The sequence below is a fragment of the Chryseobacterium sp. FG46 genome (assembly GCF_057809135.1).
Genome location: NZ_JBMDJJ010000023.1, coordinates 39,421 through 65,441, shown reverse-complemented (window position 1 = coordinate 65,441; position 26,021 = coordinate 39,421). Strand labels below are relative to the sequence as shown.

Below are 26,021 nucleotides of genomic sequence, written 5' to 3'. Positions count from 1 at the left end.
TTAAGATGCTTCGACAAAGCTCAGCATGACAGCGCTAATACCAGCAGCTTTAAACTATCTCAGATATCAACTATTCACATTTGTATTGAATCCATTTTGACCACAGATCGCACAGATTTTCACAGATGGTTATCCTGTATTTTCTTGTGACTATTTGTGAAGACATTGGTGTTATTTGTGTTTGAAAACCATTTGTCACATCTATCATTGTAATTTACGTTTCAGACGTAAAATCGTGTTCAAATGAAAAAGTTTTTCCTATTTTTGATCAGCTTTTCCGGATAAAGGAAGAGATCATAAAACAATATAATTACCTACAATGGACAACAATAATTTAGAACAGATTACCTTCGGTGGTGGATGTTTCTGGTGCGTAGAAAGCTGTTTCAATATGCTGAAAGGGGTACAATCTGCTATTTCAGGATATTCAGGTGGACATAAAGATAACCCGACGTATCAGGAGGTTTGCACTGGAGAGACAGGACATGCGGAAGTGGTACAGATCACTTATGATCCGTCAGTTATTTCTTATGAACAGCTGATGGATGTGTTTTTCTTCCTTCATGATCCTACTCAATTGAACAGACAGGGGAACGACATCGGAACCCAATACCGCTCTGTTATCTACTATAAAGATGATGCAGAGAAAGCAAAGGCCGAAAAAGCCATCAAAGTATCTCAGGATTCAGGAAGATGGACAGGTACTTATGTAACGGAATTAACGAAATTCGATAAATTCTGGCCTGCAGAACAATACCATCAGGGATATTATAATGAAAACCCAACACAGCCTTACTGCAGCGCAGTAGTAGGTCCTAAAATCCAAAAGTTTAAAAAGTATTTCGGTGAATTGGGAATGCTGAACATAGAATAAAAATTGTAAGTTTTAGCTTAGCCAAAAGCTGACAGATCAATGTAATATATCAGAAGCGAAGGGGAAGTCTCTTCGCTTCTTTTTTGGCGCAAAAATGAATACGCCAGGAAACATTCCAATTGATTTTTAACTATTTACGAAGAAAGTTTATTCTATCTGTATCATTTCATTTTTTCCGGAATATTTTCTAATGATATATTCAGTGGCCGGTTTTAATTCTTTTTTATTTTCCGGATCAACCCCATCCATGGTAAAAAACTCAACTTTTCCATTGAATTTTGAATACCATATTTTCCCCAAGGCATTTTCCACTGTTAGGGTATCTTTCCTTGTAATACGTTTAAAATATTTAATCTGAATGTTATCTTTAGGAACAATATCCAATACAAGGTTTTCTTCACTGCAATCTGTCAGCTTGTATTCGTTTTGATCCCAATACATACAATTTTTTTCAATTGAAGGCAGATTTAAAAAACTGAATGGTTCATATGCATTTCTGTTTCCTGATGAACAATAATAATTCCCAATCAAAAGTCCTCCAAGCATTAATATGCCGAAGAGACCAAAGCTATTCTGTCTGGCAAACTCCGGCATTTTAAAGTGCTGCTCATTAATGATGTTAATATTGATTTTGGACAGCCTTTCTGATATAATCTCCTCATCCTGATCCACACTTATTTTTACCGTGGTCAGATTCTTTTTTTCATCATTTCTGATAAAAGTCCTAGAAAAATCAGTAAAGTCTTTATAGCCTATATACTGGCTCATTTTGTTCAGTCTCTCTGCCTCGATATTCCTGCTGCTGTTACCCTCTACAAAGTCTTCATAATATCGTATGAATGTTTTCTCTGAAATTTCATAGAATTTCAGGTTATCAATAAAACAAAGATGCAGATAGGAAGCTAATCCACTTTTTGTGGTTTTCTCTGACTCTCTTCTTGCCTGCTCAAATACTTCATTAATCAGTAGTTTTTTCTTGGACATAAACAGTGTTTTCGGGCATTACAAAGTAGATGATTTTCAGTCATACCTCATTACGGATTTCCGTAATAATTCCACACATAGTTACTGTCTATTGATGTCCATGTTTTGTCTAGCATTTCTTTCTTTTTTTACCTCAAATTTGCCTTAGAAATCAACAAAACATTACTACACCTGATTTCAAAAAACCAGAGAAAACAGAGATTAAACTCCGGATTGGGAAGCAGATGTTTCGCCTCCGTTTTTAAAGGTTCACTTCCCTAAAAAAATTAAGAAGCGCTTCGAAATTTTAACAGTGTACAGCTCACAATCAATAGATCGTGAGAGGAAGAAATACAGTTTCAACTTCGAAAATTTTAAAGGAAATGATCCAACTTATAATAATGCTATTAGGCTTAGCATTTTCAGATAATAATGCCAATACAACAGCAACTGATAACAATAACTATGAATTCTCTGCAATGAGCTTTTCTAACGAAACACGAATGGCTCCTGAAGATACAAGTGGAGAAACAGGGCAGATTTTGCCCCCAAAAAAATAATTAGACAAAAGGGCAATGAAAATTGTCCTTTTTTTAATACCTTTAGTTGCTATCAATTAATATCATGTATGCCGGTTTAAAATTTCTAGGAATTCTTCTTTTATTCATTAGCTGTAATTTTTCCGAAAACAGAAATTCTCCGGTAAAATCCTCTTCTGCTGAAGCGGACAAGATGTACAATGAAGCAACATCTCTATATAACAATGATAATGTAAAGGCGTTCACACTCCTTTCAAAAGCCGAAAGTATCTATAAGCTAAAGAATGATTCAGCCAACATTGCATCCTGCCTAATAACCAAGGCTATTATCCTGAATGATATCGGAGATTATCTTAGCAGTAACGAAAGAGCTATTGATGCATTATCTTTTTTAAAACTGCCTCAAGATTCTGCTTACCTTCCTTCCATTTACAATAACCTTGCGATATCTGAAAAGAATATCAAACATTATTCTGAGGCTCTCACATGGTATCATAAGGCATTGCAGGCAAGTTCAGATAATTATCAGAAAATCAGAATTAAGAATAATATTGCAGATACCTATGGAAAACTAAAAAGTTATTCACAAGGAATTCGTATCTACAAATCTTTGCTTAAAGATAAAGATTTACAACAACATGAGATAGACTATGCAAGAATTTTAGATAATTACAATTATATCAGCTGGCTTGAAAATAATAATTATAAGGCAGAAGAAGGCTTGCTAGCCGCAGTTGTTTTAAGACAAAAAATCAATGATAAAACAGGGCTAATATCCAGTCATTCTCATCTTGCTGAATATTATCTGCCCTTGGACAGGGCTAAAGCTTTGTATCATATTAATGAAAAATATCGTTTGGCAAAGGCGATCAAAAATCCTAATGACAGATTAGAGGCACTTGACTTTCTGGTAAAAAATGACAAAGGAATACATTTGCGAGGTTATTTTACAGAATATCAACATCTTAACGACAGTATTCAATTATCAAGGGATAAAGCAAAAAACAGATTCGCATTAATAGAATTTGATGTAGAAAAGAAGAATGCAGAAAACCAAAAGTTAAAAATCATTACAGTTCAAAAACAAAACAGAATTCTGAAGCAAAATGTGGTTTTGGGAATTCTGTCTTTAAGCTTAGTTGGAGGCTGGATAGTTTACAAGAGAAGAAAAAAAGGACTGCAGCGGGAAAATGAATTAAGAATAAAGGAGAACCAACTTCATCTTTCCAAAAAAGTACATGATGTGGTAGCCAATGGTATTTATCAGGTTATGACGAAGATCGAAAATCAGGAAGATTTTGATAAAGAAAAAGTACTTGATGAGCTGGAATTTGTCTATGAAAAGTCCAGAGATATTTCTTATGAGAAGACCGCTTCTGAAAATAGACCCGAATTCAGTAAGATAATATCAACACTTATTGCTTCGTTTAATAATGAAAATGTGAAGACTTACCTTGCCGGAAATGATGAAAATATATGGAAAACCCTGAATGAATTTACCCGGGAAGAAATCTACCAGGTCATGAGGGAACTTCTTATAAATATGAAAAAACACAGTCATGCCACACTGGTTGCCTTTAAATTTGAAAGAAAAAATAACATCATACAAATTCAGTATACAGACAATGGAATTGGTATCCCAGGAGGAATTATCTACAAAAATGGTTTAACAAATACGGATTCCCGTATTGAAACTATTCATGGAGAAATTATTTTTGACACTGAAACCGAAAAGGGATTGAAAATTTATATTTCATTTCCTGCTTCTTAAAAAAGAAAAAGAATGTTCAAAAAAATTTTAATCGCTGAAGATCACGAGAGTAGCAGTATTTCTGTACAGAAAACATTAGAAGACCTTAATATTTCCAACACAGATTATGTCTATTATTGTGATGATGCATTAGCTAAAATTCAAAAATCCATTCGTGAAGATGATCTTTATGATTTGTTAATTACAGATCTTTCTTTTGAAGAAGACCACAACCTACAAAATCTTAAAGATGGAAAAGAGCTGATAAAAACCATTAAGGTGCTGCAGCCTTCTTTAAAGGTAATTGTTTTTTCAGCAGAACATAGGTCCGGAGTGATCGATAGTCTTTTCAACGAGTACGGAATCAATGGATTTGTCCGTAAAGCCCGAAATGACTCAAAAGAACTGAAAAAAGCAATCGCTTCTACCTATGTGAATGAAAATTATCTTTCCCTGGATCTTAAACAGGAAGTAAAGAAGCTCAACAATTATGAGTTTTCCAACTATGACATCACTTTGGTGTCTCTCTTATCGCAGGGAGTTTTACAGAAAAATATACCAGTTTATCTTCAGAATAACCATATTAAGCCCAACAGCTTAAGCAGCGTAGAGAAAAAACTCAACAGCATGAAAGAAGATCTTCAGATAACAAGTAATGAACAACTTGTTGCTTTCTGCAAAGATTTGGGAATAATTTAAACTTTACCAGAGTTATTTTCGTATACAAACCTTTCATTTTTTGGAAGGTTTTTGCTTTACGGTTTTCCGTAAGGATTGGTTTTTAGAGGATTGTACTTTTGGGATGTTAATCAATAAATAATTTTATGAGTTCACAGATAGCTTTTCGAAAGTCTCAGAATTAGGATTTTGATCTAAACCTTTACAATAATTAAAAATACTAAATAATGGAAGCGATCACCCAAAATGAAACAATATTTTATAATGACAGTTCTATAAAAGTTACGCAGTCAAGATATATAACACATTCAAAAACATATGCTATGAGGAACATCTCTTCTGTTTATATTTTTGAAATTATTAAAAGTAAAAACAAGGCCCTTCTACTGATCATTGTAGGTTTTATACTCCTTTTCTCAAAAGAGATTTTTTGGATGGGAATAATAATTTTAATTCTAGGTTTTTGGTGGTTTTTTACTATTAAAAATCAATATGCAGTACGAATAAGCACAAATGCTGGAGAAGTTAATAGTATTGTATCAAAAGACAGAGATTACATTCAAAAAATTGTAAACGCATTAAATGAAGCAATTATTCATCGAGGATAAGTAAAAATTATATAAATACCATGAAAAAACTATTTTTTACAGGCCTCTTTGGTTTAGCAATATTATTTCCCGACAGCCTTTCAGCTTATAGCACCAATGTGATTTTTATCAAAGAATTTTCTGGCAAAAAACCCAGAAAAAGTAAGGTTAATAAAAAAAACAAGTCGAAAAGGCAAGTTTATTCAAGATCATACACTTCCAGTAAAGGATGTTCGTATAATGGTCAACAATTATATGTAGGATCCAGAGGAGGATGTTATTATTATTCAGGAAGCAGCAAACAATATGTGGACAGATCATATTGTACCAACTGCAATTAATATTAAAAAATTAAGTCAATTACGGTTTTCCGTAAGGTTACTTTTTACAATAGCCTTACTTTTGACGTAAGAAATGATGAAAAAAACTAATAGCACCCAATATAATTTTATACAGTTCGAAAAAAGGTATCTCGTTTGAGATACCTTTTTACTTTCTTATCATTTCCGTATGCGGAATATCATCTTCCAGATATTTCTTCCCTGTATCTACAAATCCGAACCCACTGTAAAATCTTAAAAGATAATCCTGTGCAGATATTTTGATTTCAGAAGTATGAAAACGGTTTTCTATTGTTTCTACGGCATATTGTATCAATTGCTTTCCCAGGCTTTTACCTCTCGCCTGCTCTGTTGTCAGAACTCTGCCGATAGAAGTTTCCTCATATTTTATGCCTTTATCAAAAACACGGCAATAGGCTAAAACCTGTCCTCCCTCTTCAGCCCAGATGTGCACTGCTTTCTGATCATAATTATCCAGATCAGGATAAGGACAGTTCTGTTCAATAACGAAAACATCAATACGTGCCTTCAGTACTGCATATAATTCCGGAACCGTAAATTCATCAAATGTTTTAATTTTCCAGATCATATTACTACTCATCGAAGCTTATATTATTATTCTTTAAAAAATCATTGGTCTTTTGGATAAAATCAAGAATGTTATCTCCTCCCTCCTTCTTTTCTGCTGAAGTAATATACAGTTCGGGAAGATCTTCCCATGTTTTATGAAGCTCGGCTTTATAGTCTTCAACGTTTTTGATAACCGCATTCGGTTTCAGTTTATCTGCCTTTGTGAAGACAATGGAAAACGGTATTCCGCTTTCACCACACCATTGGATGAATTCCAGATCAATTTTCTGCGGAGTATGTCTCACATCTACCAGAACAAAAAGGTTAACAAGATTTCTTCTGTTCAGAATGTAATTGGTAATCAGCTTTTCAAAATCCTTTCGCTGAACTTTTGAAACCTTTGCATAGCCATATCCTGGTAAATCAGTAAGATACCAGTTTTCGTTCACTAAAAAATGATTGATCAGCTGGGTTTTTCCCGGGGTCTGTGATGTTTTAGCCAGATCTTTATGATTCATCATGGCATTGATCAGTGATGATTTTCCTACGTTCGATCTTCCGATAAAAGCATACTCGGGAATATTGGGTTCCGGGCATTCCTGCCATTTTCCGCTACTCTTTACAAACTCTGCTGTTTTGATAATCATTTTTTGAATGTATTTTAGAAAAATAAACCATTAAGAAAAGCTCTTAATGGTTACTTATATGTTTTAAACTTTATCTTTTATCCAGTTGTACAGGATTTCATTGAATTCATCCGGTTTTTCCATCATGGCTGCATGGCCGCATTTATCAATCCAGAATAAATCCGAATTAGGAATAAACTTGTGCATATCTTCTGCCACTTCAGGAGGAGTCACATTATCTTGTTTACCCCATATCAGACAGGTAGGCGTCACAATCTTCGGAAGATCATGCAGCATATTGTGTTTGATGGCACTTCTCGCCAGCATTACCGTCTTGATTCCTTTCATTCTGTCATTCACCACTGCAAAAACTTCATCTACAAGATCTTCTGTTGCTACCTTTGGATCATAGAAAACTTCTTCCGTTTTCTTTCTGATATATGAACGGTCATTCTTTCTCGGAAAGCTGTCTCCGAAAGTCCTTTCATACAAACCGGAACTTCCTGTAAGAACAAGATTCTTTACCAGATCAGGTCTTGCCAAAGTTAAAATAAGCCCTACATGACCGCCCATTGAGTTTCCTACAATAGAGACAGGTCCCTCAATATGACTTTCTATAAACTTGATAATATATTTTGCGATAGTGGTAAGGTTGGTATTGAGTACCGGCAGATCATAGATCGGCAGCTGAGGAACATATACTTTGAAGCCCCTATCCGAAAAAAAATCTACCATTTTATCGAAATTACTCAAACCACCCATTAACCCGTGCAACAGCACCAATGGATGTCCTTCTCCCGCTTCTACATAGGAATATTTCTTTTCTTTTTTTGTACTAAATATCATAAAACGCCTTAATAAAGCCCTGCAAAAATACAAATTAAACCTCAAAAAAATTTTGATTATCCTAATTTAAGATAAAAATAATATAATATTCTCCTTTTTAACTTTTTTTTTCAAAACCTCTTTATTATGGCCCAAATAACACTTTCAACAAGTCTCTTCATATCAGTATTTTACATTATTGAAATTCAATCTTTAATAAAACTTATTAACATTAAGTCAAAAAGTGGGAAAAAGTGGGAAATTTTGGAAATTATTATATAAATTTGTCCCAAATGAAAAATTTCATTGGGACATATGAGTGTAAAATTGACGACAAAGGCCGCTTAAAAGTTCCTTCATCTTTAATCAAACAGATGGAAAACTTCGACGATAAGGCGTTTGTAGTCAAAAGATCTGTGTTCCAACCTTGTCTGGAAGTTTATCCTATGAATGCATGGGACAAACTGATGGGCAAAATTAATAAACTGAACAGGTTCATAAAAAAGAATGCTGATTTCATACGAATGTTTACAGCAGGAGTAAAAACAGTAGAGTTGGATAATGCAGGAAGATTACAGATCTCTAAAGACCTCACAGTTTTCGCAAATCTTCAGAAAGATATTGTGATTACCAGTGCAGGAGAACTCTTTGAGATTTGGGACAAAGAAGCCTATGAAAAGGTAATTGCTACCAACGAAGCTGATTTTGCAAGCCTGGCTGAAGATGTAATGGGCTCTTTCGATGAAGAATAACTGTAGTAGGTTATTAATTGATTATATAGTAAACAAAAAACACAATTAAGCATGTATCATAACCCCGTTTTGTTGAAGCAGAGTGTTGATGATTTGGTGACGAATCCTGACGGAATATATGTGGACTGCACCTTTGGAGGCGGAGGCCACTCAAGAGAAATCCTGAGCAGACTTTCCGACAAAGGGAGATTGTTCAGTTTTGATCAGGATCTGGATGCACTTAAAAATACAATTGATGACCCAAGGTTTACATTAGTTAATCAGAATTTCAGGTTTCTGGAAAACTCTTTGCTGATGTATGGCATTTCACAGGTGGATGGTGTTTTGGCAGACTTAGGTGTGTCTTCTCATCAGTTTGATGAAGCAGACAGAGGGTTCTCAACAAGAAGCAATGCTCCTTTGGATATGAGAATGAATGTAATGCAGAATCTGGATGCCAAGAGAGTGATTAATGAATATGAAGAAAGTGAGCTTGCAGACCTTTTCTATCACTATGGAGAACTAAGAGAAGCAAGAAAGCTGGCGAGAGAAATTGTTCATCACAGAAAAACAAAAAGTATAGACACTACGGAAGATCTGAAAAAACTGTTCAGCTATATTCCGCCTCACAAGGTTAATAAATTCTATGCTCAGCTTTTTCAGGCGATAAGAATTGAAGTCAATCAGGAACTTGAAGTATTGAAAGAAATGCTGGTTCAGGCTTTTAATGTATTGAAACCGGAAGGAAGATTAGTGGTTATTTCTTATCACTCCTTAGAAGACCGTTTGGTAAAAAGATTCCTGAAAAACGGAATGTTTGAAGGAGAACCGGAAAGAGATATCTACGGAAATTATAAAAAGGCATTTGAATTGATAAAGAGTAAAGCAATCATTCCTGATGACCAGGAAATTGAAGAAAACTCAAGAGCAAGAAGTGCTAAGATGAGAACAGGAATTAAAGTATAAATGATAACAGATTATTGATAAATGATTTTAAAATATCGATCATCATTTATCATTAATTAATTATAAACAAAGCTTTGGCAAAAAGAACAACAAATCGCCCCCAGAAAAGACTCACTTTTATAGACATTATAAAAGGAAACTTTCTGAATCGTGATGAGATCAAAGTACATTACAAGTATTTTCTCCTCTTATTTGTTCTGATGATGGCCATGATTTATACCAACCATCTCGTCAATAAAAAAATAAAAATTGTAAACGCCTTAAAAGAAGAAACAGAAGAATACAAATCACGAAATGCTTACGCCCAGAGTAAGCTGATCAAAGTAAAAATGGAATCACAACTGGGGAAAGAGGTTGCACGGGATTCACTGATGCCCCTGGAAAACCATCCTCATAAATTGCTAATAAAACTGGACAGTACAGATGCAAAAGCAAAATGAATACGACAATAAACGTAAGAAAACCTTACGATGGGGCTACCTCTTTGCAGTGGTAGCTTTGTGCGTGTTTGTCATGTTCCTGGCAAGAATTGTAGTCCTTCAGAATACCAATGTTCAGGAAATAAAAGATGATTACATTAATAAAAACTATCGTGAAGCCACTTTAAAAGCTGCCCGCGGTAACCTTTTTGCGTCCGACGGTTCAATTCTCGCTACCACTGTAATGCGATATGACATCTATCTTGACTTCAAAACAATGAAAGATACGGTGTATTCCAACAATATCGGAGCACTTACTGATTCTCTGAGCAAAATGTTCGGAAAATCAAGAGGAGAATTCAGACAGAAGTTTGACGAGCAGAAGAAAAAGAAAAACCAGTATTATACTTTAGTAAAAGGTCTTGATTTCGATCAATACGACAGAATCCGAAAGTTCCCGATCTTCAAAAAAGGAAAAAATAAAGGAGGATTTATTGTTGACCGAAACTATAAAAGAGAATTGGCTACTTCGGAAATCGGTGCCGGAACTATCGGTATGGATAACGGCGAGCTTAAATCCGGGCTGGAAGGTGCATTCTCAAAATATTTAACCGGAACAGACGGCAAAAGACTGGAGCAAAGAATCAATTCTTCCCAATGGAAACCTATCGACTTCTGGAAGGTGCAGGAACCGGTAGACGGAGAAGATGTGTACACCACCTTAGACCTTAGAATTCAAGACATTGCGCACTCCGCTCTTGAGAAACAGCTGATTAATTTCGAAGCCAAACACGGGACCGTCATTGTCATGGAAGTTGAAACCGGAAAAGTACGTGCTCTTGTTAATTTAAAAAGAACAGAATCAGGAGATTACGAAGACTCTTACAACTATGCTCTGAAAGATAATATCGAACCTGGATCTACTTTTAAAACCATTTCGCTTTTAGCAGCAATGGATGATGGATTCATCGATGAAAACACAACCGTAAACGTAGGAAACGGTGTTTGGGTCTATGCAAAACAGCGAATCTCTGACGGCCACGGAGGAGGAACATACGATATCAGTGATGTATTGGCAAAATCCAGTAACGTAGGAACTTCAAAGCTGATTACAAAGTATTATGCCGAAAAGCCACAGATTTTCCTTGACCACCTGAAACGTTGGAAATTATTCGATAAAATGGATATAGAACTTCCGGGAATCACAAAACCGAAGATCGTAACTCCACAAAATAAAAGATGGAATGCAGCAACGCTGGCTTCCATTTCTTACGGATACTCTTCCAACATCAACCTGCTGCAGCTGACAACTTTCTACAACGGGGTTGCCAATGGAGGTAAAATGCTTAAGCCTTTATTCATTGATAAAATACTGAAAGACGGAAAGGTAATGTACAATGCAAAGCCTGAAGTGATGGTGAACAAAATGGCTTCTGAAAAAGCGATTAAAATGATGACCAGCGCTTTAACAAAAGCTGTAGAAAAAGGAACAGGACGAAGCATTTTTACTCCTAATCTGAAAATGGCAGGAAAAACAGGTACTGCAAGATTTGAATACTGGCTGCCTGGCCCAATGAAGTACCGAGCATCATTTGCAGGATTCTATCCGGCTGATGCCCCAAAATATACGTGCTATGTAATGATCAGTGAGCCTAATACCGCAAAAGGATTTTATGGAGGTTCCGTTTCAGCTCCGGTGTTTAAAGAAATTGCAGGAAAAACATTCCTGAAAACACCTCAGAATATTGAAAAAGAAATGCTGGTAGACAAAAAGGTAAACCTGAGCAAAATGGTGGAACCTAACGTTAAAGTAGCCGTCAATGATAAGCAAATGCCTAATGTAGTAGGATTAATCGGAAAAAATGTAATCCCGCAGCTGGAAAACTTAGGCTACCGCGTCGATTATAAAGGAGTAGGAAGAATTAAAGAACAATTCCCTCTGGAAGGCACAACAATCAGTAAAAACCAGAGAATTTATTTGTCTCTGCAAAATTAAAACCAAGGTTCCGGAAGGACCATTTAAACCAGAATAAGGCAAAGCCTTATTGATAAAGATGATTATAACAGAATTAGTAAACAGAATCCCAGTACTGGAAATCCACGGTGACAACAACCGTGAGGTTACTGAATTGGTGATCGACAGCAGAAAGGTTACAGAAAACTCTCTTTACATTGCGATGAGAGGAACGGTGGTGGATGGTCACTCATTCATTGCATCTGCTATTGAAAAAGGAGCAGCAGCAATCGTTTGCGAAGAATTTCCCGAAACTTTGGTTGAAAATGTAACGTATATTCAGGTAAAAGATTCATCTAAAACCTTAGGCCACCTTGCTTCTAATTTCTATGGAAACCCTTCTCAGAAGTTAAAACTGATAGGAATTACAGGAACTAACGGAAAAACATCTGTTTCCACCCTTCTTTTTGACGTTTTCAAGAACCTGGGATACCCAGCGGCTTTACTTTCCACTGTTGAAATCAGAATCGGTGAAGAAATTATCCCGGCTACCCATACCACCCCTGATGTCATTACAATCAACAGGATTTTGGCTGAAGCGGTAGAAAAAGGATGTGAATTTGCCTTCATGGAAGTAAGCTCACACGGAATTGCCCAAAACAGAATTGAAGGACTACACTTCAAAATAGCAGGCTTTACCAACCTTACTCATGATCATTTAGATTATCATAAAACGTTCGAAGAATATTTAAAGACGAAGAAAAGATTCTTTGATCAATTAGAAGATACCGCCATTGCCATCACCAATGTAGATGATAAAAATGGTAATGTCATGCTTCAGAACACCAAGGCTAAAAAGAAGTCTTATGCTTTGAAAACCATGGCAGACTATCACGGGAAATTATTGGAAGTAGATTTCAACGGAATGCTGTTGAATTTCAACGGAAAAGAATTCTGGACGACACTGACCGGGAAATTCAATGTATATAACTTACTGCTTGTCTTCGGAATTGCTGCTGAACTTGGCTTTCAGCAGGATGAAATTCTTCAGGCTATCAGCCAGTTAAAAAGAGTTTCCGGAAGATTTGAAACCTTCAAATCTGATGGCGGAATATTCTTTATCGTAGACTATGCACACACTCCGGATGCTTTGGAAAACATTCTGGGCAGCATTAACGATATCAGAACCAAAAACGAAAGATTAATTACTGTATTCGGTTGTGGAGGAGACAGAGATCACTCCAAAAGACCTGAAATGGGAAATATTGCCACTAAAAAATCAACCCTGGCAATCATCACTTCAGACAATCCGAGAACAGAAGATCCTGCACAGATCATCAAAGAAATTGAAGCAGGTGTTGAACCCCAGAATTTCAGCAAATACACTTCAATTCCGGACAGAAAAGAAGCCATAAAAATGGCCATCAAGTTTGCAGAACCCAAAGATATTGTTTTAGTTGCCGGCAAAGGCCACGAAACCTATCAGGAGATCAATGGTGTGAAACATCATTTTGATGACAAAGAAGTAATTAATGAGCTTTGGAAATTAATGAGCAAATAAATTACAAGTGATAACTGAAAGAATAATTGCTCAATCATTCATCAATTATCAATGATCATTTATTAACAATTGAAACTATGCTATACTATCTATACGAATATCTAACCAACCATGGAATTCACATTCCGGGATTAGGAATGTTGAAATACATTTCTTTTCGTGCCGGAATGGCTGTATTATTCTCATTGATTATTGCTCTTGTCTACGGAAAAAGAGTCATCAATTACCTGAGAACAAAACAAATGGGAGAATTGGTACGAGATCTGGGATTGGACGGGCAGAAACAAAAAGAGGGAACCCCTACCATGGGAGGCCTTATTATTATTCTGGCAACCATCATTCCGGTATTGCTGTTTACAAGAATTACCAATGTGTACATTGTTCTGCTGCTCGTTTCTATGTTCTGGATGGGTGCTATTGGTTTCCTGGACGATTACTTAAAGAAAATTAAAAAAAACAAAGACGGTTTAAGTGGTAAATTTAAAATTGTAGGACAGGTTGGTTTAGGGCTAATTGTCGGAATTACAATGTATTTCCACCCTGACATTACCGTTAAAAGAAAATATGCAGATGCCAAGGTGGTGAACCGAAATAATGTAGAGCAAAACTTTATGCCTACAGAAAAAATCACCGTTTCCACCGTTCCTTTTGCAAAAAATAATGAGTTCGACTATAGTGGAATTTTGTTTTGGATGAATGATAAAGATGCCCATGAGTGGGCATGGATTGTCTTTATTCCTATCGTGATCTTCATTGTAACAGCCGTTTCAAACGGAGCCAATATCACCGATGGAATTGACGGTCTCGCAGCAGGAACAAGTGCCATTATATTACTTACACTGGCTCTTTTCGCTTACCTTTCAGGGAACATCATCTTTGCAGACTATCTCAATATCATGTTCCTCCCCAACATGGGGGAAACCACCATTTTTGCCGTGGCAATGGTAGGTGCCGTAATCGGATTCTTCTGGTACAACACCTATCCCGCGCAGGTTTTCATGGGAGATACCGGAAGTCTGATGCTGGGAGGCGTGATAGCCGTTTTAGCCATTATTTTAAGAAAAGAACTGCTGATTCCTGTATTATGCGGAATCTTCTTAATTGAAAACCTGTCTGTAATGCTTCAGGTAGTTGTTTTCAAATACAGAAAAAGAAAATATGGGCTGGAATATGCCCAAAACAACAGACTCTTCAAAATGTCACCATTACACCATCACTATCAAAAGGAAGGGTTCCACGAAAGTAAAATCGTGAACCGAATGATTATCATCGGGGTAATATTGGCCATTGTATGTCTGATCACATTAAAAATGAGATAAAAATTAAAAGCTGTAAGCAATAAGCGTAAAGCTTAAAGCCTATAGCATAAAGCTTTTATAATATGAAAATAGTTGTTTTAGGAGGTGGAGAAAGCGGATGCGGAGCTGCTTATCTGGCTAAAAAGAAAGGTCTGGAAGTATTTCTTTCAGATAAAGGAGCCATTAAGGATAACTATAAGCAGTTTCTTACCGAAAATGAAATTGAATTTGAAGAAGGAAACCATGATGAAGAAAGGATTTTAAATGCTGACTGGATCGTAAAAAGCCCGGGAATTCCGAAAAAGGCTGATATCATCAATAAAATTCATGAAAAAGGAATCAGACTTTCCTCTGAAATTGAATTTGCTTCAGAATTTACAGATGCAAAGATCATTGCCATTACCGGAAGCAACGGAAAAACAACCACAACTTCCCTGATTTACTATATCCTGAAAAATGACGGATTGAATGTAGGTTTAGGAGGAAACATCGGATACAGCTTTGCCAAGCAGGTGGCAGATGAAAACCATGAATATTATGTATTGGAAGTAAGCTCTTTCCAGCTGGATGATATTCAGAATTTCAGACCTTATATTTCTTTATTGTTGAATCTGTCTCAGGATCACCTGGATCAGTACAACTACAATTATGAAGAATATGCATTGGCCAAATTCCGAATCACGGAAAATCAGGAGAATGATAACTTCTTCATCTATAACAAAGATGATGAAATGAGTAAAAACCTTCTTGAAAAGCTTGAAATAAAGGCGAAAATGATTCCTTTCTCCATCAAAGAGAAGCTGACGGAAGGAGGATTCATTAATGATGATGAAATTGTAGTAAAAATGAAAGACGAATTCTCAATGAAAGTTGAAGAATTGTCTCTGCTGGGAAATCACAATGTGGCCAACAGCTTAGCTGCATCCATTGCCGGTAAGATATTAAAAATCAACAATGAAAGTATCAGACATTCATTGATGACATTCCAGGCTGTAGAGCATAGATTAGAGTTCGTTACTGAAATTGATAACGTAAAATATATTAATGACAGTAAGGCAACCAATGTGAATGCTACTTACTACGCCTTAGAAAGTATGAAAACGGCAACTGTTTGGATTGTTGGCGGATTAGATAAAGGAAACGACTATACCGAAATTGAAGATTTAGTCAAAAGAAAAGTAAAGGCAATTGTTTGCCTTGGAGTAGATAACAAAAAGATCATCGATTTCTTTAAAAATAAGAAAGAGTTTATTTATGATACTTCAAGCATGGAAGAAGCCGTGAAAATTTCAAAATCACTGGCTAAAAAAGGCGATACGGTCTTGTTATCTCCATGCTGCGCAAGCTTTGACTTGTTCAAAAGCTATGAAGATAGAGGACGACAGTTTAAACAACAGGTATTAAAAGCCAATGGCCAGTAGCCAGAAGCCAATAGCATAAAATATGGACGAACAGAACACAGAAAGCAGATTTGAATTTCTAAAGGGCGATAAAGTACTTTGGATGGTCATCCTTGTGATCTCCATTTTCTCTATCTTCCCTGTATACTCTGCAAGTTCAAATCTTGAATACATTGTTAATAACGGGACCACAACAGGCCACGTTATCAAACACATGTTCTTTGTAGTCCTGGGGCTAGCCATTATGAGACTGGTAGGAACTATAAAATACGAATACATCGGAAAGCTCAGCAGTATTCTACTCGGCCTGATGATTATTCTGCTGATCGTTACCATGTTTACCGGACAGACCATTGATGGAGCCAGTGCTTCCAGATGGCTGAAAATCCCAGGAACACCGATCTCTTTCCAGCCTTCATCATTTGCCTTTTTAATGCTGATCATCTACCTGTGCAGATATTTAACCAAGAAGATCACCAGAGAAAGGCTTCCGATAGAAAATATCATGTATATTTTCGGGCCTATTCTGCTTGTTTTTGTATTGGTAGCCAAAGATAACGGTTCAACGGCGTTAATGATTTTAATGGTTTCCGTAGTCGTTCTTATTATAGGACAGCTTCACTGGAAATATATTGCAGGGTTCATTTCTGCATCATTTGTAGCTATTGTGTTATTTTTATTAATTGCCCTTAATACGAACATGATTGGCGGAAACCGTGTACATACATGGATGAGCCGTATCGAAACATTTACCTCAAGCAAAGCAAAATCAGCTGATGTAGATGATGAAAGCGTAAAAGCAAAAAATTATCAGGTAATGCAGGCCAAAGCAGCCATTGTTCACGGAGGAATTACCGGAATGGGACCAGGAAAAAGTGCCTTAAAACAAATGCTTCCGCAATCGGCCTCCGACTTTATTTTCGCGGTCATCGTAGAAGAGTATGGAGTTATAGGAGCGGCTTTCCTGATCTGTTTATACCTGATCATGATGATAAGAATTGTAATGATTGCCAGTAAAATGCCAGCCTTCTTCGGATCGTTGCTTGTGCTCAGTCTCGGGGTAATGATCTTTATCCAGCTTTCGGTAAATATAGCCGTTGCTGTAAACCTGATCCCGGTAACAGGGCAGCCTCTGCCTTTGATCAGTTACGGAGGAACCTCAATGCTGGTAACCTATTTACAGTTAGGCATTATTTTAAATATAAGCTCAAGGATTCAGATTTATGATGAAGAAGGAATGGGTAAAAAACAAAGTATAGCAGAAATAAACGATATCGCTTAAAATGGACAAAAAATTAAAAATACTATTATCCGGCGGAGGAACAGGAGGACATATCTTCCCGGCCATCGCTATTGCAGATGAGATCAGAAAAAGATTTCCTGATGCAGAATTTTTGTTCATTGGCGCCAACGGCAAAATGGAAATGGAAAAAATTCCACAGGCAGGCTATAAAATTGAAGGAATTGATATCGCAGGAATCGACAGAGGAAATCTTTTATCCAATCTGGGGCTTCCTTTTAAGATTCTGAAAAGTTTATCAAAATCTAAAAGGATTATCAAAAACTTCGCTCCCGACTTTGCTGTAGGAACGGGAGGATTTGCCAGTGGCCCCGCCCTTTATGAAGCAAGCAAAATGGAAATCCCGATTTTCATACAGGAACAAAATGCCCATGCAGGAGTAACCAATAAGATCTTAAGCAAGAAAGCTAAAGCCGTTTTTACAGCTTACCCAAAAGTAGAAGGCTTTCCGGCAGACAAAATAAAGTTTTTGGGAAATCCGATCCGTGAGAATATTGTTTCAGGAATGCAGGAAACATCTCATGCAAAAGAAAAAATGGGACTGAATAAAGACAAACTTACAATTCTGTCTGTAGGCGGCTCTTTAGGCTCAAGAACATTAAATAATGCGTGGAAAGAAAACCTTGAAAATCTGAAAGAAAAAGGGTATCAGTTAATTTGGCAAACAGGAAAGCTGGATTACAACGAATTGTCTTCCAGCCTACAGCTTCCAGCTTCCATTCATTTGAAAGAATTCATCAAAGATATGGAACTGGCTTATTCTGCAGCTGACATCATTGTTTCCAGAGCCGGAGCTATTGCCATTTCAGAGTTGGCTGTAGCACAAAAACCGGTGCTTTTGGTTCCTTTCCCTTTTGCAGCGGAAGATCACCAGACTAAAAATGCCATGAATCTGGTTGAAAAAAATGCAGCCAGAATGGTAAAAGACTCTGAAATGCAGGAAAAATTCTGGAATACATTATCAGAGATCTGCGAAAATGAAAGCGTAAGAAAAGAAATGTCAGACAATCTGAAATACTTTGCCAAGCCAAACGCCGCAAAAGAAATTGTAGACGAGATTTTTAAAGTAATAAAATAATCAGGAAAGGCTTCGACAAGCTCAGCCTGACATAAATACAATAAAACAGTTAGTATTAGATCTGTCACCCTGAGCTTGTCGAAGGGCCAGTAAGCAAACACAAATGAATGAAAATATATTATGTATACATTGTAAAATGTTCTGATAATTCTTATTATACAGGCTTTACCAACGATTTGGAAAGAAGAATTAATGAACATAATGACGGATTTAATCCTGAAAGTTACACGTATACAAGAAAACCTGTAGAACTTGTTTTCTATCATGAATTTAATGATGCTACTCAAGCTATAAGCTTTGAAAAACAAATTAAAGGTTGGAGTAGAAAAAAGAAGGAAGCAATAATAAATGATAACTGGGACTTATTACCAATGTTATCAAAAAATAGGATGAAAGATTAGAAGGCTTCGACAAGCTCAGCCTGACACCGTTAAAGTTTAATTCATTAGCGAGTCATTGATGAAAGCTTTATAGTATAAAATATTAGTAATAAAACTCTGAACTTGTTCAAGAGCCATTAAAGATTAAAATATAAATGAACATTTTACAAACATATCAAACTTTTTACTTCGTTGGAATAGGAGGTATTGGAATGAGTGCATTGGCGCGTTATTTCAATGCATCCGGAAAAAAAGTATTGGGTTATGACAAAACCAATACAAAACTGACTCAGAATCTTATGAATGAAGGGATTGATATTGTTTTTGAAGACCTTGTTGATGAAAGGATCACTTCCCTTCAAAAAGAAGATACATTAGTTATTTATACGCCAGCCATTAAAACACTGGGAATCCTTGATTTCTTCAACCAAAATCAGTTTGAAGTGTTGAAACGTGCTAAAGTTTTAGGATTAATCACAGAAAATACAGATTGTATAGCTGTTGCAGGAACTCATGGAAAGACTACCACGTCTACCCTTGTGGCTCACTTATGCAAAGAAGCTGATCTTCCATTCTCATGTTTTTTGGGAGGAATTTCTGAAAACTTTAAATCCAACTTCCTGTACAACGGTTCCAAATATTCCGTGGTAGAGGCAGACGAATATGACAGAAGCTTCCTGAACCTGTCTCCAGACTGGGCAGTAGTAACTTCTACAGATGCTGATCACCTGGACATTTATGGAGATATAAATCATATTGAAGAAGGATTCAGACAATTCGCAGCGTTAGTTCCTCAAGACAAACAACTTTTTGTAAGAAAAGGTCTGGAAATTGGCAGAGGGCATCAAACTTATGCGGTAAATGAGCCTGCAGATTATTATTCAGACAACCTGCGTATGGATCATGATAAAATTTATTTTGATTTCCATACCCCAACCGAAACAGTTAAAGATTTTGTCTGGGAAATACCTGGAATTCATAATGTGGAAAATGCCACTGTAGCACTGGCTATTCTGCATAATTTAGGCGCAGATTTTGATACGCTGAAAAAAGCAATTGCCAATTTTAAAGGAATTAAAAGAAGATATACCAAACATATTTATCAAAACGGTAAAATTTACATTGATGATTACGCTCACCACCCTACAGAAATCAATGCTGTAATGAGTTCAATCAGAACATTTTACCCTGACAAAAAGCTGTTGGTAGCCTTCCAGCCTCACCTTTTCAGCAGAACAAGAGATTTCGCAGGTGGATTTGCAGAAAGTTTAAGCAAAGCAGATGAGCTTATCCTTCTCGATATTTACCCTGCAAGAGAGCTTCAGGAAAATTTTGAAGGAATTACTTCAAGCTGGCTGTTGGATAAGGTAACATTAGATAAAAAAGAAGTATCCACATTATCCGATGCTTTTGAAAAAATAAAAGAAAAAGATTTTGATATCCTTCTTACGGTAGGTGCAGGAAATATAGATACCCTGTATGATCCTATTTGTGAATGGATAGAAAAGGTTTGATTAAACGCTGCGTTCGCGAATAAAAATATAAAATCGTTCGCAAAGGCGTTTCACTCAGCAAATGAGAAAAACAAATTATATTATTAAAACAAATTATAAAAATATAGCCGTAGCTGAGTGAAACGCCCTCGCGAACGGAAAAAATAAAAAGATTGCTTTGCGATCATAGCGTTAAAAATAAAAACACAAAATGTATGATTGAAAATAAAATTTCAGAAATTGTTTTCGATGCTGGAATGAAAATACATCGTACGCTTGGAATTGGGCTTTATGAAAATGTATATGAAGAATGTTTAGTTTATGAACTAAAAAATAGAGGATTGAATGTAGAAAGTCAAAAAAATATCGACATTGAATATGAAGAATTAAAAATTTCTAAAGCGTTCAGAGTAGATTTATTAGTTGAAAACAAAGTAACAATTGAAATAAAGGCAATTCAGGAGATTAATGATTATCATTTTTTCCAGCTTTTAAATTATTTAAGAATAACAGATATAAAACTTGGAATGATTTTGAACTTCCATTCAATATTATTCAAAAATGGAGTAAAACGAGTTGTAAATAAATTATAAAGAAAATAAAACTGCTTTACATCCTTTGTGATTAAAGAAAAATATGAAAAATAAATACAGAATATTAAAAATTGTTGTCACTGTAATCATCTTAGGATTGTTACTGAGCTTCTCATTGAGAAGATTCAGCCGTGAGCAGATTACGGATAACAAGATTTCTGTAAAAATGAGCGAGAAAACTCCGGTATATTTTGTTGATGAAAAAGATATCAGGGAAATTGTAAAAAAAGAAAATCCTTCAGGAAAAGTGGGGGATCTCAATATTCCTTCTTTGGAAAAAAAGATCAATTCCCTACCAGCGGTAGACAGCGCCAATGTTTATCTGAACCTGAACGGAAAGCTCAATCTGGATATCAAACAGAGAGTGCCCGTTTTCAGATTAAATAAAGACGGAAAAGACTTTTATGTGGATGAAAAAGGAGTTGAATTCCCTGTTTCAAGAACCTATTCCCACCCTTGTATGCTGGTAACAGGAAACGTGCAGCCGGATGAATATGAAAAGCTGGCAGAGCTGGTAGAGAAAATAGATAAAGATGATTTCAGTAAAAAATATTTTATCGGAATCTCTAAAAATAAAGACAGTTATAATCTTCTGACAAGCGAAGGAAACTACAGAGTTGAGATCGGAGATCTTGATAATATTGATTTTAAAGTAAGAGGATTTAAAACATTTGTGGAAAAATATCTGGTGTATCAGGACCCTCAGAAATACAGCATGATTTCTGTGAAATATCAGAATCAGATTGTCACTACTTTAAACCCTTATTTTAAAGAAAACGACAGTATTTTAAAGGCGGGAAAAATGGAATTGGCAAAAGTTCCTTCCCCGGGAGCCGCTAAAAAGACGGAGGCAAAACCCAAAACAGCAGAGGCAAAAAAAAGCAGCTCCACACCGGTAAAAACGAAAGAGAGTACAAAACCGAAAGGACAAACAAAAGAAACAAAAAAAGCAGAGAAAAAGCCACCCGTCAAGGCCCAGTCCAAGCCTAAGGCAAAAGTTAAAATAGAATAAGTTATACACAAATAGGAAACTATCATTATAGATAAAAAAGTAGAAAAAATCAAATCGATATAAAATGGAAAATCAAGAGTATTCAGTAGGTCTGGACATCGGGACAACGAAGATAGTCGCGATTGTCGGAAGAAGGAATGCACACGGGAAAATAGAAGTTCTCGGTGTAGGAAAAGCTAAAAGTCTTGGTGTTCATAAAGGTATTGTGAATAACATTTCACAAACTATTAATTCAATCAAGGCTGCAGTATCCGAAGCACAATCCAGTGCCGGAGTTCCTATCCGCAAAGTTACGGTAGGTATTGCAGGAAAACACATCCGTTCTCTGCAGCACTCCGATTATATTATGCGTGAACATCCTGATAAATTTATTACAGACGACGACATTGAAGCATTAAAAGATCAGGTAAAAAAGCTGGTTATGCTTCCCGGAGAAGAAATTATCCACGTACTTCCTCAAGAATATAAAGTGGATTCCGAGGGTGAAATTCAGGAACCTGTCGGAATGCATGGAAAACGTTTAGAAGCCAACTTCCACGTTGTAGTAGGGCAAATGGGCAGTATCAGAAATATTGCAAGATGCGTTCGTGAAGCCGGATTAGAAATGGAAGCCCTTACTTTAGAGCCATTGGCATCTTCAGAAGCTGTTCTTACAAAAGAAGAAAAAGAAGCCGGTGTGGCAATTGTTGACATTGGTGGTGGTACAACAGATATTGCGATCTTTAAAGATAATATCATCCGTCATACCTGTGTGATTCCATATGGAGGCGGAATTATTACCGAAGATATCAAAGAAGGCTGTTCCATTATAGAGAAACATGCAGAACAACTGAAAGTAAAGTTTGGTTCGGCTGTTCCCGAATTAGAAAAAGACAGTACTTTTGTAACCATTCCCGGACTTCACGGAAGACCGGACAAAGAGATTTCTTTAAAAACTTTAGCGCAGATTATTAACGCGAGAGTAGAAGAAGTTTTGGAAATGGTGAATACAGAACTGAAAGCTTACGGTGCTTTTGAACAAAAGAAAAAACTGATTGCCGGAATCGTTCTTACAGGAGGGGGTTCAAATCTGAAACATCTTCGTCAGCTTGCCAATTATACCACAGGTTTTGACAGCAGAATCGGTTTTGCGAATGAATATATTGCCAACGATAAAAATCAGTACCTGAAAGGTCCTGAATTTGCTACTTCTATCGGATTACTGATGGAGAGTTTGAAGATCAGAGACAAAAAGCAGAATGCTGATGAAGAGACAGAAATCGTTACTGAGCAGCCCAAGCAGGAAACACCTTCAGCACAGCCGGAAACGGTTCAGGCTATTCAACAGACAGCACCCGTTCAGGAGCAGCAGTCTTTTGAAAATGAGAGACAGGAGAACAGAAAGGCGAAGCTGACCTTTGGACAGTCGCTTATGGAAAAAGTAAAAAAATTCTTTGAAGAAGTAGAATAAATATAAATGGTACAAGATTAATGGTCAATGATAGCTGGAAATAATTTAATATTTATTAATTTAATAACGAATATCATTCATCAATTATCATCTATCACTTATCAATTATTAAAAGTATAGTTATGGAAAATATAGGTACACAAGGATTTTCATTTGATTTGCCAAAAGGAAATTCATCCATTATAAAAGTAATCGGTGTAGGGGGCGGTGGAAACAACGCTTTGAAGCACATGTACGAGAAAGGAATTCACGGAGTTGATTTCGTGATCTGTAATACGGATGCTCAGACTTTAGATAATAACCCGGTAGCCAATAAAGTTCAGTTGGGAACTTCTATCACAGAAGGTCTTGGAGCTGGTGCCGATCCTGAAGTAGGAGAAAAATCAGCGATTGAAAGTATTGAGGATATCAAGGCCGCTATGGGGCAAAACACCAAAATGGTGTTCATCACCGCCGGAATGGGTGGTGGTACAGGTACCGGAGCCGCTCCCGTCATTGCTAAAGTGGCAAAAGACATGGGAATTCTTACCGTAGGTATTGTTACCGTTCCTTTCAGTTTTGAAGGGAAAAGAAGACTGGAACAGGCAGAAAACGGTCTTGATAAATTAAGAAATAATGTTGACTCGCTTATTGTGATCAACAATGATAAACTAAGACAGCAATTCGGAAACCTTGGATTCAAACAGGGATTCTCAAAGGCCGATGAAGTGTTAACCAATGCCGCGAAAGGTATGGCAGAAGTTATTACCGGTTACTTTGATGTAAACATTGACTTTAGAGATGCTAAATCTGTACTTCAGAATTCTGGTACAGCATTGATGTCTACAGGAACAGCTTCAGGTGAAAATAAAGCCGAAGAAGCTGTAAGAAAAGCCCTTGATTCTCCGTTATTGAATGACAATAAGATTACAGGAGCTAAGAACGTTCTGTTATTGATAAGAAGTGGTGCTGAAGAAGTTACCATGGATGAGATCGGTATCATCATGGACCACATCCAGAAAGAAGCAGGAAATACTGCAGATATCATTTTCGGGGTGGGAGCAGATGAAGAATTAGGAGATGCAGTAAGCGTTCTTGTTATCGCAACTGGGTTCTCTAATGATAATAAAAAATTTGCAGGACCTACAGAAAAAATCAGAATTAGTCTTAACGACAGTTTTGATACTCCTAAAAACTCTCCTTTCAAAACAAGAGAAGAAAGAGAATCAGCTCCTGAGGCAACCCATGATTTTGGCGGAAAAAATCTTTTCAGACTGGATGACGAAGAGCATGACACTCCGTTCAATGTGACGTCTGCTGAAAAAAAAATGATTATTGAAGAAGAGCTGCCCAGAACTGAAATAAAATTCTTTGATAAAGAGGAAGATACGGTAAACATCCCGGAACAAAACTGGAGAAATGAAGAAGAAGGAGAAGAGGAATACAGCTTATTCTCTATTGATGAAGAGAATGAAGATCCTAATGATCTTGAGATCCAGTCTTTCTCATTTGATTTTGAAAACAAAAAAGAGGAGCCACAATCCGGAACTCCATTCAACAACTCATTTTCAAATGAAAAACCTGTTGAATTCAGTTTCTTCGTAAACGAGCCTATCAGAAACGAACCTAATACGGATTTTGGACAGCCAAAAGCAGAATTTAATACACCTGCAAATGCTGCGATAGCTGAACCCACTCAAAAGATTGAAACTTTCTACCAGAAACAGGAAGAACCAAAGATTGAAGTAAGATCAACTTTTGAAAACAAAACTGAAATTGAAACTCCAAAAGCTGAAGAATCAGAATTCACTTTCGTGAATAAAACGATGGATCAGGACAGAGTGATTGAAAGAAGAAATAAATTAAAAGAATTCAACTCCCGCTACCAAAATTTTGACAGCACAAGTGAATTCGAATCTATTCCTGCTTTTAAAAGAAAAAATATTTCTATTGACGGAAACAATGCATCAGACCAGAACATCAACACTTACCTGTCTGATAACAATGGATCTATGCAGATCAGAGAAAACAGATTTTTAAATAAAGACGTAGACTAAACGCTATAAGCTATACGCAGTAAGCTATAGGCTATTCTGGCCGAATCCAAAAGCTTACTGCTTATTGCCTAAAGCATAAAGCATATAAAAATGAGTTTAGAAAATACAATAAACGAAGCTATAAAAACAGCAATGAGAGCCAAAGACAAAGTGGCTTTGGATTCTCTGCGTGCTGTGAAATCCCAGATATTACTGCTTAAAACTGAAGCTATCGGAGCCGAAGTAACCGCAGAACAGGAAATTGCTATTCTTCAGAGAATGGTAAAACAACGTAAGGATTCTTACGATCAATTTACTGCACAGGGAAGAAATGACCTTGCAGAAGTAGAAGATGCTCAAATGAAAGTTATTGAGCAGTTTTTACCCAAACAGCTTACTGCTGAAGAATTAGAAACAGAAATTAAAAATATTATTTCTGAAACCGGAGCTGAATCTGCTAAAGATTTAGGGAAGGTAATGGGAGTGGCATCAAAAGCATTAGCAGGAAAATCAGACGGAAAAAGTATTTCCGAGATGGCTAAAAAGCTCCTTTCATAATGTGATTCAGGTTTCGGGATTTTGAATTGATCTTAATTTCGCAAACACATATCTCATTCC

Annotated in this window: 25 protein-coding genes; 21 read left to right on the top strand and 4 right to left on the bottom strand. The window is 36.4% G+C overall.

Annotation, left to right across the window (positions count from 1 at the left end; all coding sequences use genetic code 11):
- Positions 1–319: 319 nt before the first annotated feature.
- Entirely contained in the window at positions 320–874 is a 555-nt protein-coding gene (gene msrA / locus ACODR7_RS16400) for a peptide-methionine (S)-S-oxide reductase MsrA (RefSeq protein ID WP_488840677.1), read from the top strand.
- Positions 875–1,021: 147 nt separating this feature from the next.
- Here the strand turns inward: msrA and ACODR7_RS16395 are convergent, their stop codons facing one another.
- Positions 1,022–1,858, bottom strand: coding sequence for a hypothetical protein (locus tag ACODR7_RS16395; RefSeq protein ID WP_488840675.1), 837 nt, complete (start codon positions 1,856–1,858; stop codon positions 1,022–1,024).
- Positions 1,859–2,238: 380 nt separating this feature from the next.
- Here ACODR7_RS16395 and ACODR7_RS16390 point away from each other — a divergent pair, with 380 nt between their 5' ends.
- The 4 genes from ACODR7_RS16390 (at position 2,239) to ACODR7_RS16375 (ending at position 5,412) form a co-directional block, all read left to right on the top strand.
- Complete coding sequence (locus ACODR7_RS16390) at positions 2,239–2,397, top strand: hypothetical protein (RefSeq protein WP_488840674.1); 159 nt, start codon at positions 2,239–2,241, stop codon at positions 2,395–2,397.
- Positions 2,398–2,461: 64 nt separating this feature from the next.
- Positions 2,462–4,147, top strand: coding sequence for a tetratricopeptide repeat-containing sensor histidine kinase (locus ACODR7_RS16385; protein ID WP_488840672.1), 1,686 nt, complete (start codon positions 2,462–2,464; stop codon positions 4,145–4,147).
- Between the two features lie 12 nt (positions 4,148–4,159).
- Complete coding sequence (locus ACODR7_RS16380) at positions 4,160–4,825, top strand: response regulator (RefSeq protein WP_488840670.1); 666 nt, start codon at positions 4,160–4,162, stop codon at positions 4,823–4,825.
- A 206-nt stretch (positions 4,826–5,031) separates the two neighbouring features.
- Positions 5,032–5,412, top strand: a complete 381-nt coding sequence (locus ACODR7_RS16375) for a DUF6232 family protein (protein ID WP_488840668.1) — start codon at positions 5,032–5,034, stop codon at positions 5,410–5,412.
- Between the two features lie 468 nt (positions 5,413–5,880).
- Here the strand turns inward: ACODR7_RS16375 and ACODR7_RS16370 are convergent, their stop codons facing one another.
- The 3 genes from ACODR7_RS16370 to ACODR7_RS16360 form a co-directional block, all read right to left on the bottom strand.
- Complete coding sequence (locus tag ACODR7_RS16370) at positions 5,881–6,333, bottom strand: GNAT family N-acetyltransferase (RefSeq protein ID WP_276963618.1); 453 nt, start codon at positions 6,331–6,333, stop codon at positions 5,881–5,883.
- A complete protein-coding gene (gene yihA / locus ACODR7_RS16365) occupies positions 6,326–6,949 on the bottom strand; it encodes a ribosome biogenesis GTP-binding protein YihA/YsxC (RefSeq protein ID WP_076595277.1) in 624 nt (207 codons plus the stop codon). The genes ACODR7_RS16370 and yihA overlap by 8 nt, the downstream gene beginning before the upstream one ends.
- Positions 6,950–7,012: 63 nt before the next feature.
- A complete protein-coding gene (locus tag ACODR7_RS16360; RefSeq protein WP_076595276.1) occupies positions 7,013–7,774 on the bottom strand; it encodes an alpha/beta fold hydrolase in 762 nt (253 codons plus the stop codon).
- A 272-nt stretch (positions 7,775–8,046) separates the two neighbouring features.
- Here ACODR7_RS16360 and mraZ point away from each other — a divergent pair, with 272 nt between their 5' ends.
- The 16 genes from mraZ to ACODR7_RS16280 all read left to right on the top strand — a co-directional run bounded on the left by mraZ (position 8,047) and on the right by ACODR7_RS16280 (position 25,961).
- Positions 8,047–8,505 carry a division/cell wall cluster transcriptional repressor MraZ gene (gene mraZ / locus ACODR7_RS16355; RefSeq protein ID WP_110011282.1) on the top strand — a complete coding sequence of 153 codons (459 nt, stop codon included), beginning with the start codon at positions 8,047–8,049 and terminating at the stop codon, positions 8,503–8,505.
- 51 nt (positions 8,506–8,556) lie between these two features.
- Positions 8,557–9,450, top strand: coding sequence for a 16S rRNA (cytosine(1402)-N(4))-methyltransferase RsmH (rsmH, locus tag ACODR7_RS16350; RefSeq protein WP_488840666.1), 894 nt, complete (start codon positions 8,557–8,559; stop codon positions 9,448–9,450).
- Between the two features lie 74 nt (positions 9,451–9,524).
- Positions 9,525–9,890, top strand: coding sequence for an FtsL-like putative cell division protein (locus tag ACODR7_RS16345; protein ID WP_488840664.1), 366 nt, complete (start codon positions 9,525–9,527; stop codon positions 9,888–9,890).
- The gene (locus tag ACODR7_RS16340; RefSeq protein ID WP_488840662.1) at positions 9,874–11,865 is read left to right on the top strand and encodes a penicillin-binding transpeptidase domain-containing protein; all 1,992 of its coding nucleotides are present in this window, start codon (positions 9,874–9,876) and stop codon (positions 11,863–11,865) included. Before ACODR7_RS16345 ends, ACODR7_RS16340 begins: the two co-directional genes overlap by 17 nt.
- A 58-nt stretch (positions 11,866–11,923) precedes the next feature.
- Entirely contained in the window at positions 11,924–13,384 is a 1,461-nt protein-coding gene (locus ACODR7_RS16335; protein ID WP_488840660.1) for a UDP-N-acetylmuramoyl-L-alanyl-D-glutamate--2,6-diaminopimelate ligase, read from the top strand.
- Positions 13,385–13,461: 77 nt separating this feature from the next.
- On the top strand, positions 13,462–14,703 hold the full coding sequence (gene mraY, locus ACODR7_RS16330) for a phospho-N-acetylmuramoyl-pentapeptide-transferase (RefSeq protein ID WP_110011287.1): 1,242 nt from the start codon (positions 13,462–13,464) through the stop codon (positions 14,701–14,703).
- Between the two features lie 62 nt (positions 14,704–14,765).
- Complete coding sequence (gene murD / locus ACODR7_RS16325; RefSeq protein WP_488840657.1) at positions 14,766–16,103, top strand: UDP-N-acetylmuramoyl-L-alanine--D-glutamate ligase; 1,338 nt, start codon at positions 14,766–14,768, stop codon at positions 16,101–16,103.
- A 22-nt stretch (positions 16,104–16,125) separates the two neighbouring features.
- The gene (locus ACODR7_RS16320) at positions 16,126–17,364 is read left to right on the top strand and encodes an FtsW/RodA/SpoVE family cell cycle protein (protein ID WP_488840655.1); all 1,239 of its coding nucleotides are present in this window, start codon (positions 16,126–16,128) and stop codon (positions 17,362–17,364) included.
- A gap of 1 nt (position 17,365) precedes the next feature.
- A complete protein-coding gene (gene murG / locus ACODR7_RS16315; protein ID WP_488840653.1) occupies positions 17,366–18,460 on the top strand; it encodes an undecaprenyldiphospho-muramoylpentapeptide beta-N-acetylglucosaminyltransferase in 1,095 nt (364 codons plus the stop codon).
- Between the two features lie 107 nt (positions 18,461–18,567).
- Positions 18,568–18,861: a GIY-YIG nuclease family protein gene (locus ACODR7_RS16310; protein ID WP_076595267.1), complete on the top strand. Its 294-nt coding sequence runs from the start codon at positions 18,568–18,570 to the stop codon at positions 18,859–18,861.
- Positions 18,862–18,995: 134 nt separating this feature from the next.
- Entirely contained in the window at positions 18,996–20,354 is a 1,359-nt protein-coding gene (gene murC, locus ACODR7_RS16305) for a UDP-N-acetylmuramate--L-alanine ligase (protein ID WP_488840651.1), read from the top strand.
- A 194-nt stretch (positions 20,355–20,548) separates the two neighbouring features.
- Positions 20,549–20,926, top strand: a complete 378-nt coding sequence (locus ACODR7_RS16300; RefSeq protein ID WP_488840649.1) for a GxxExxY protein — start codon at positions 20,549–20,551, stop codon at positions 20,924–20,926.
- 43 nt (positions 20,927–20,969) lie between these two features.
- Complete coding sequence (locus ACODR7_RS16295) at positions 20,970–21,938, top strand: cell division protein FtsQ/DivIB (protein WP_488840647.1); 969 nt, start codon at positions 20,970–20,972, stop codon at positions 21,936–21,938.
- A gap of 64 nt (positions 21,939–22,002) precedes the next feature.
- The gene (gene ftsA / locus ACODR7_RS16290) at positions 22,003–23,388 is read left to right on the top strand and encodes a cell division protein FtsA (RefSeq protein ID WP_488840645.1); all 1,386 of its coding nucleotides are present in this window, start codon (positions 22,003–22,005) and stop codon (positions 23,386–23,388) included.
- 122 nt (positions 23,389–23,510) lie between these two features.
- On the top strand, positions 23,511–25,424 hold the full coding sequence (gene ftsZ, locus ACODR7_RS16285; RefSeq protein WP_488840643.1) for a cell division protein FtsZ: 1,914 nt from the start codon (positions 23,511–23,513) through the stop codon (positions 25,422–25,424).
- A 90-nt stretch (positions 25,425–25,514) separates the two neighbouring features.
- A complete protein-coding gene (locus ACODR7_RS16280) occupies positions 25,515–25,961 on the top strand; it encodes a GatB/YqeY domain-containing protein (RefSeq protein ID WP_076595261.1) in 447 nt (148 codons plus the stop codon).
- The last annotated feature ends 60 nt before the right edge of the window (positions 25,962–26,021 follow it).

Bases quoted from the DNA above. Each gene is read 5' to 3' on its own strand.
- msrA (WP_488840677.1), top strand. From the start codon at position 320: ATGGACAACAATAATTTAGAACAGATTACCTTCGGTGGTGGATGTTTC.
- ACODR7_RS16395 (WP_488840675.1), bottom strand. From the start codon at position 1,858: ATGTCCAAGAAAAAACTACTGATTAATGAAGTATTTGAGCAGGCAAGA.
- ACODR7_RS16390 (WP_488840674.1), top strand. From the start codon at position 2,239: ATGCTATTAGGCTTAGCATTTTCAGATAATAATGCCAATACAACAGCA.
- ACODR7_RS16385 (WP_488840672.1), top strand. From the start codon at position 2,462: ATGTATGCCGGTTTAAAATTTCTAGGAATTCTTCTTTTATTCATTAGC.
- ACODR7_RS16380 (WP_488840670.1), top strand. From the start codon at position 4,160: ATGTTCAAAAAAATTTTAATCGCTGAAGATCACGAGAGTAGCAGTATT.
- ACODR7_RS16375 (WP_488840668.1), top strand. From the start codon at position 5,032: ATGGAAGCGATCACCCAAAATGAAACAATATTTTATAATGACAGTTCT.
- ACODR7_RS16370 (WP_276963618.1), bottom strand. From the start codon at position 6,333: ATGAGTAGTAATATGATCTGGAAAATTAAAACATTTGATGAATTTACG.
- yihA (WP_076595277.1), bottom strand. From the start codon at position 6,949: ATGATTATCAAAACAGCAGAGTTTGTAAAGAGTAGCGGAAAATGGCAG.
- ACODR7_RS16360 (WP_076595276.1), bottom strand. From the start codon at position 7,774: ATGATATTTAGTACAAAAAAAGAAAAGAAATATTCCTATGTAGAAGCG.
- mraZ (WP_110011282.1), top strand. From the start codon at position 8,047: ATGAAAAATTTCATTGGGACATATGAGTGTAAAATTGACGACAAAGGC.
- rsmH (WP_488840666.1), top strand. From the start codon at position 8,557: ATGTATCATAACCCCGTTTTGTTGAAGCAGAGTGTTGATGATTTGGTG.
- ACODR7_RS16340 (WP_488840662.1), top strand. From the start codon at position 9,874: ATGCAAAAGCAAAATGAATACGACAATAAACGTAAGAAAACCTTACGA.
- ACODR7_RS16335 (WP_488840660.1), top strand. From the start codon at position 11,924: ATGATTATAACAGAATTAGTAAACAGAATCCCAGTACTGGAAATCCAC.
- mraY (WP_110011287.1), top strand. From the start codon at position 13,462: ATGCTATACTATCTATACGAATATCTAACCAACCATGGAATTCACATT.
- murD (WP_488840657.1), top strand. From the start codon at position 14,766: ATGAAAATAGTTGTTTTAGGAGGTGGAGAAAGCGGATGCGGAGCTGCT.
- ACODR7_RS16320 (WP_488840655.1), top strand. From the start codon at position 16,126: ATGGACGAACAGAACACAGAAAGCAGATTTGAATTTCTAAAGGGCGAT.
- murG (WP_488840653.1), top strand. From the start codon at position 17,366: ATGGACAAAAAATTAAAAATACTATTATCCGGCGGAGGAACAGGAGGA.
- ACODR7_RS16310 (WP_076595267.1), top strand. From the start codon at position 18,568: ATGAAAATATATTATGTATACATTGTAAAATGTTCTGATAATTCTTAT.
- murC (WP_488840651.1), top strand. From the start codon at position 18,996: ATGAACATTTTACAAACATATCAAACTTTTTACTTCGTTGGAATAGGA.
- ACODR7_RS16300 (WP_488840649.1), top strand. From the start codon at position 20,549: ATGATTGAAAATAAAATTTCAGAAATTGTTTTCGATGCTGGAATGAAA.
- ACODR7_RS16295 (WP_488840647.1), top strand. From the start codon at position 20,970: ATGAAAAATAAATACAGAATATTAAAAATTGTTGTCACTGTAATCATC.
- ftsA (WP_488840645.1), top strand. From the start codon at position 22,003: ATGGAAAATCAAGAGTATTCAGTAGGTCTGGACATCGGGACAACGAAG.
- ftsZ (WP_488840643.1), top strand. From the start codon at position 23,511: ATGGAAAATATAGGTACACAAGGATTTTCATTTGATTTGCCAAAAGGA.
- ACODR7_RS16280 (WP_076595261.1), top strand. From the start codon at position 25,515: ATGAGTTTAGAAAATACAATAAACGAAGCTATAAAAACAGCAATGAGA.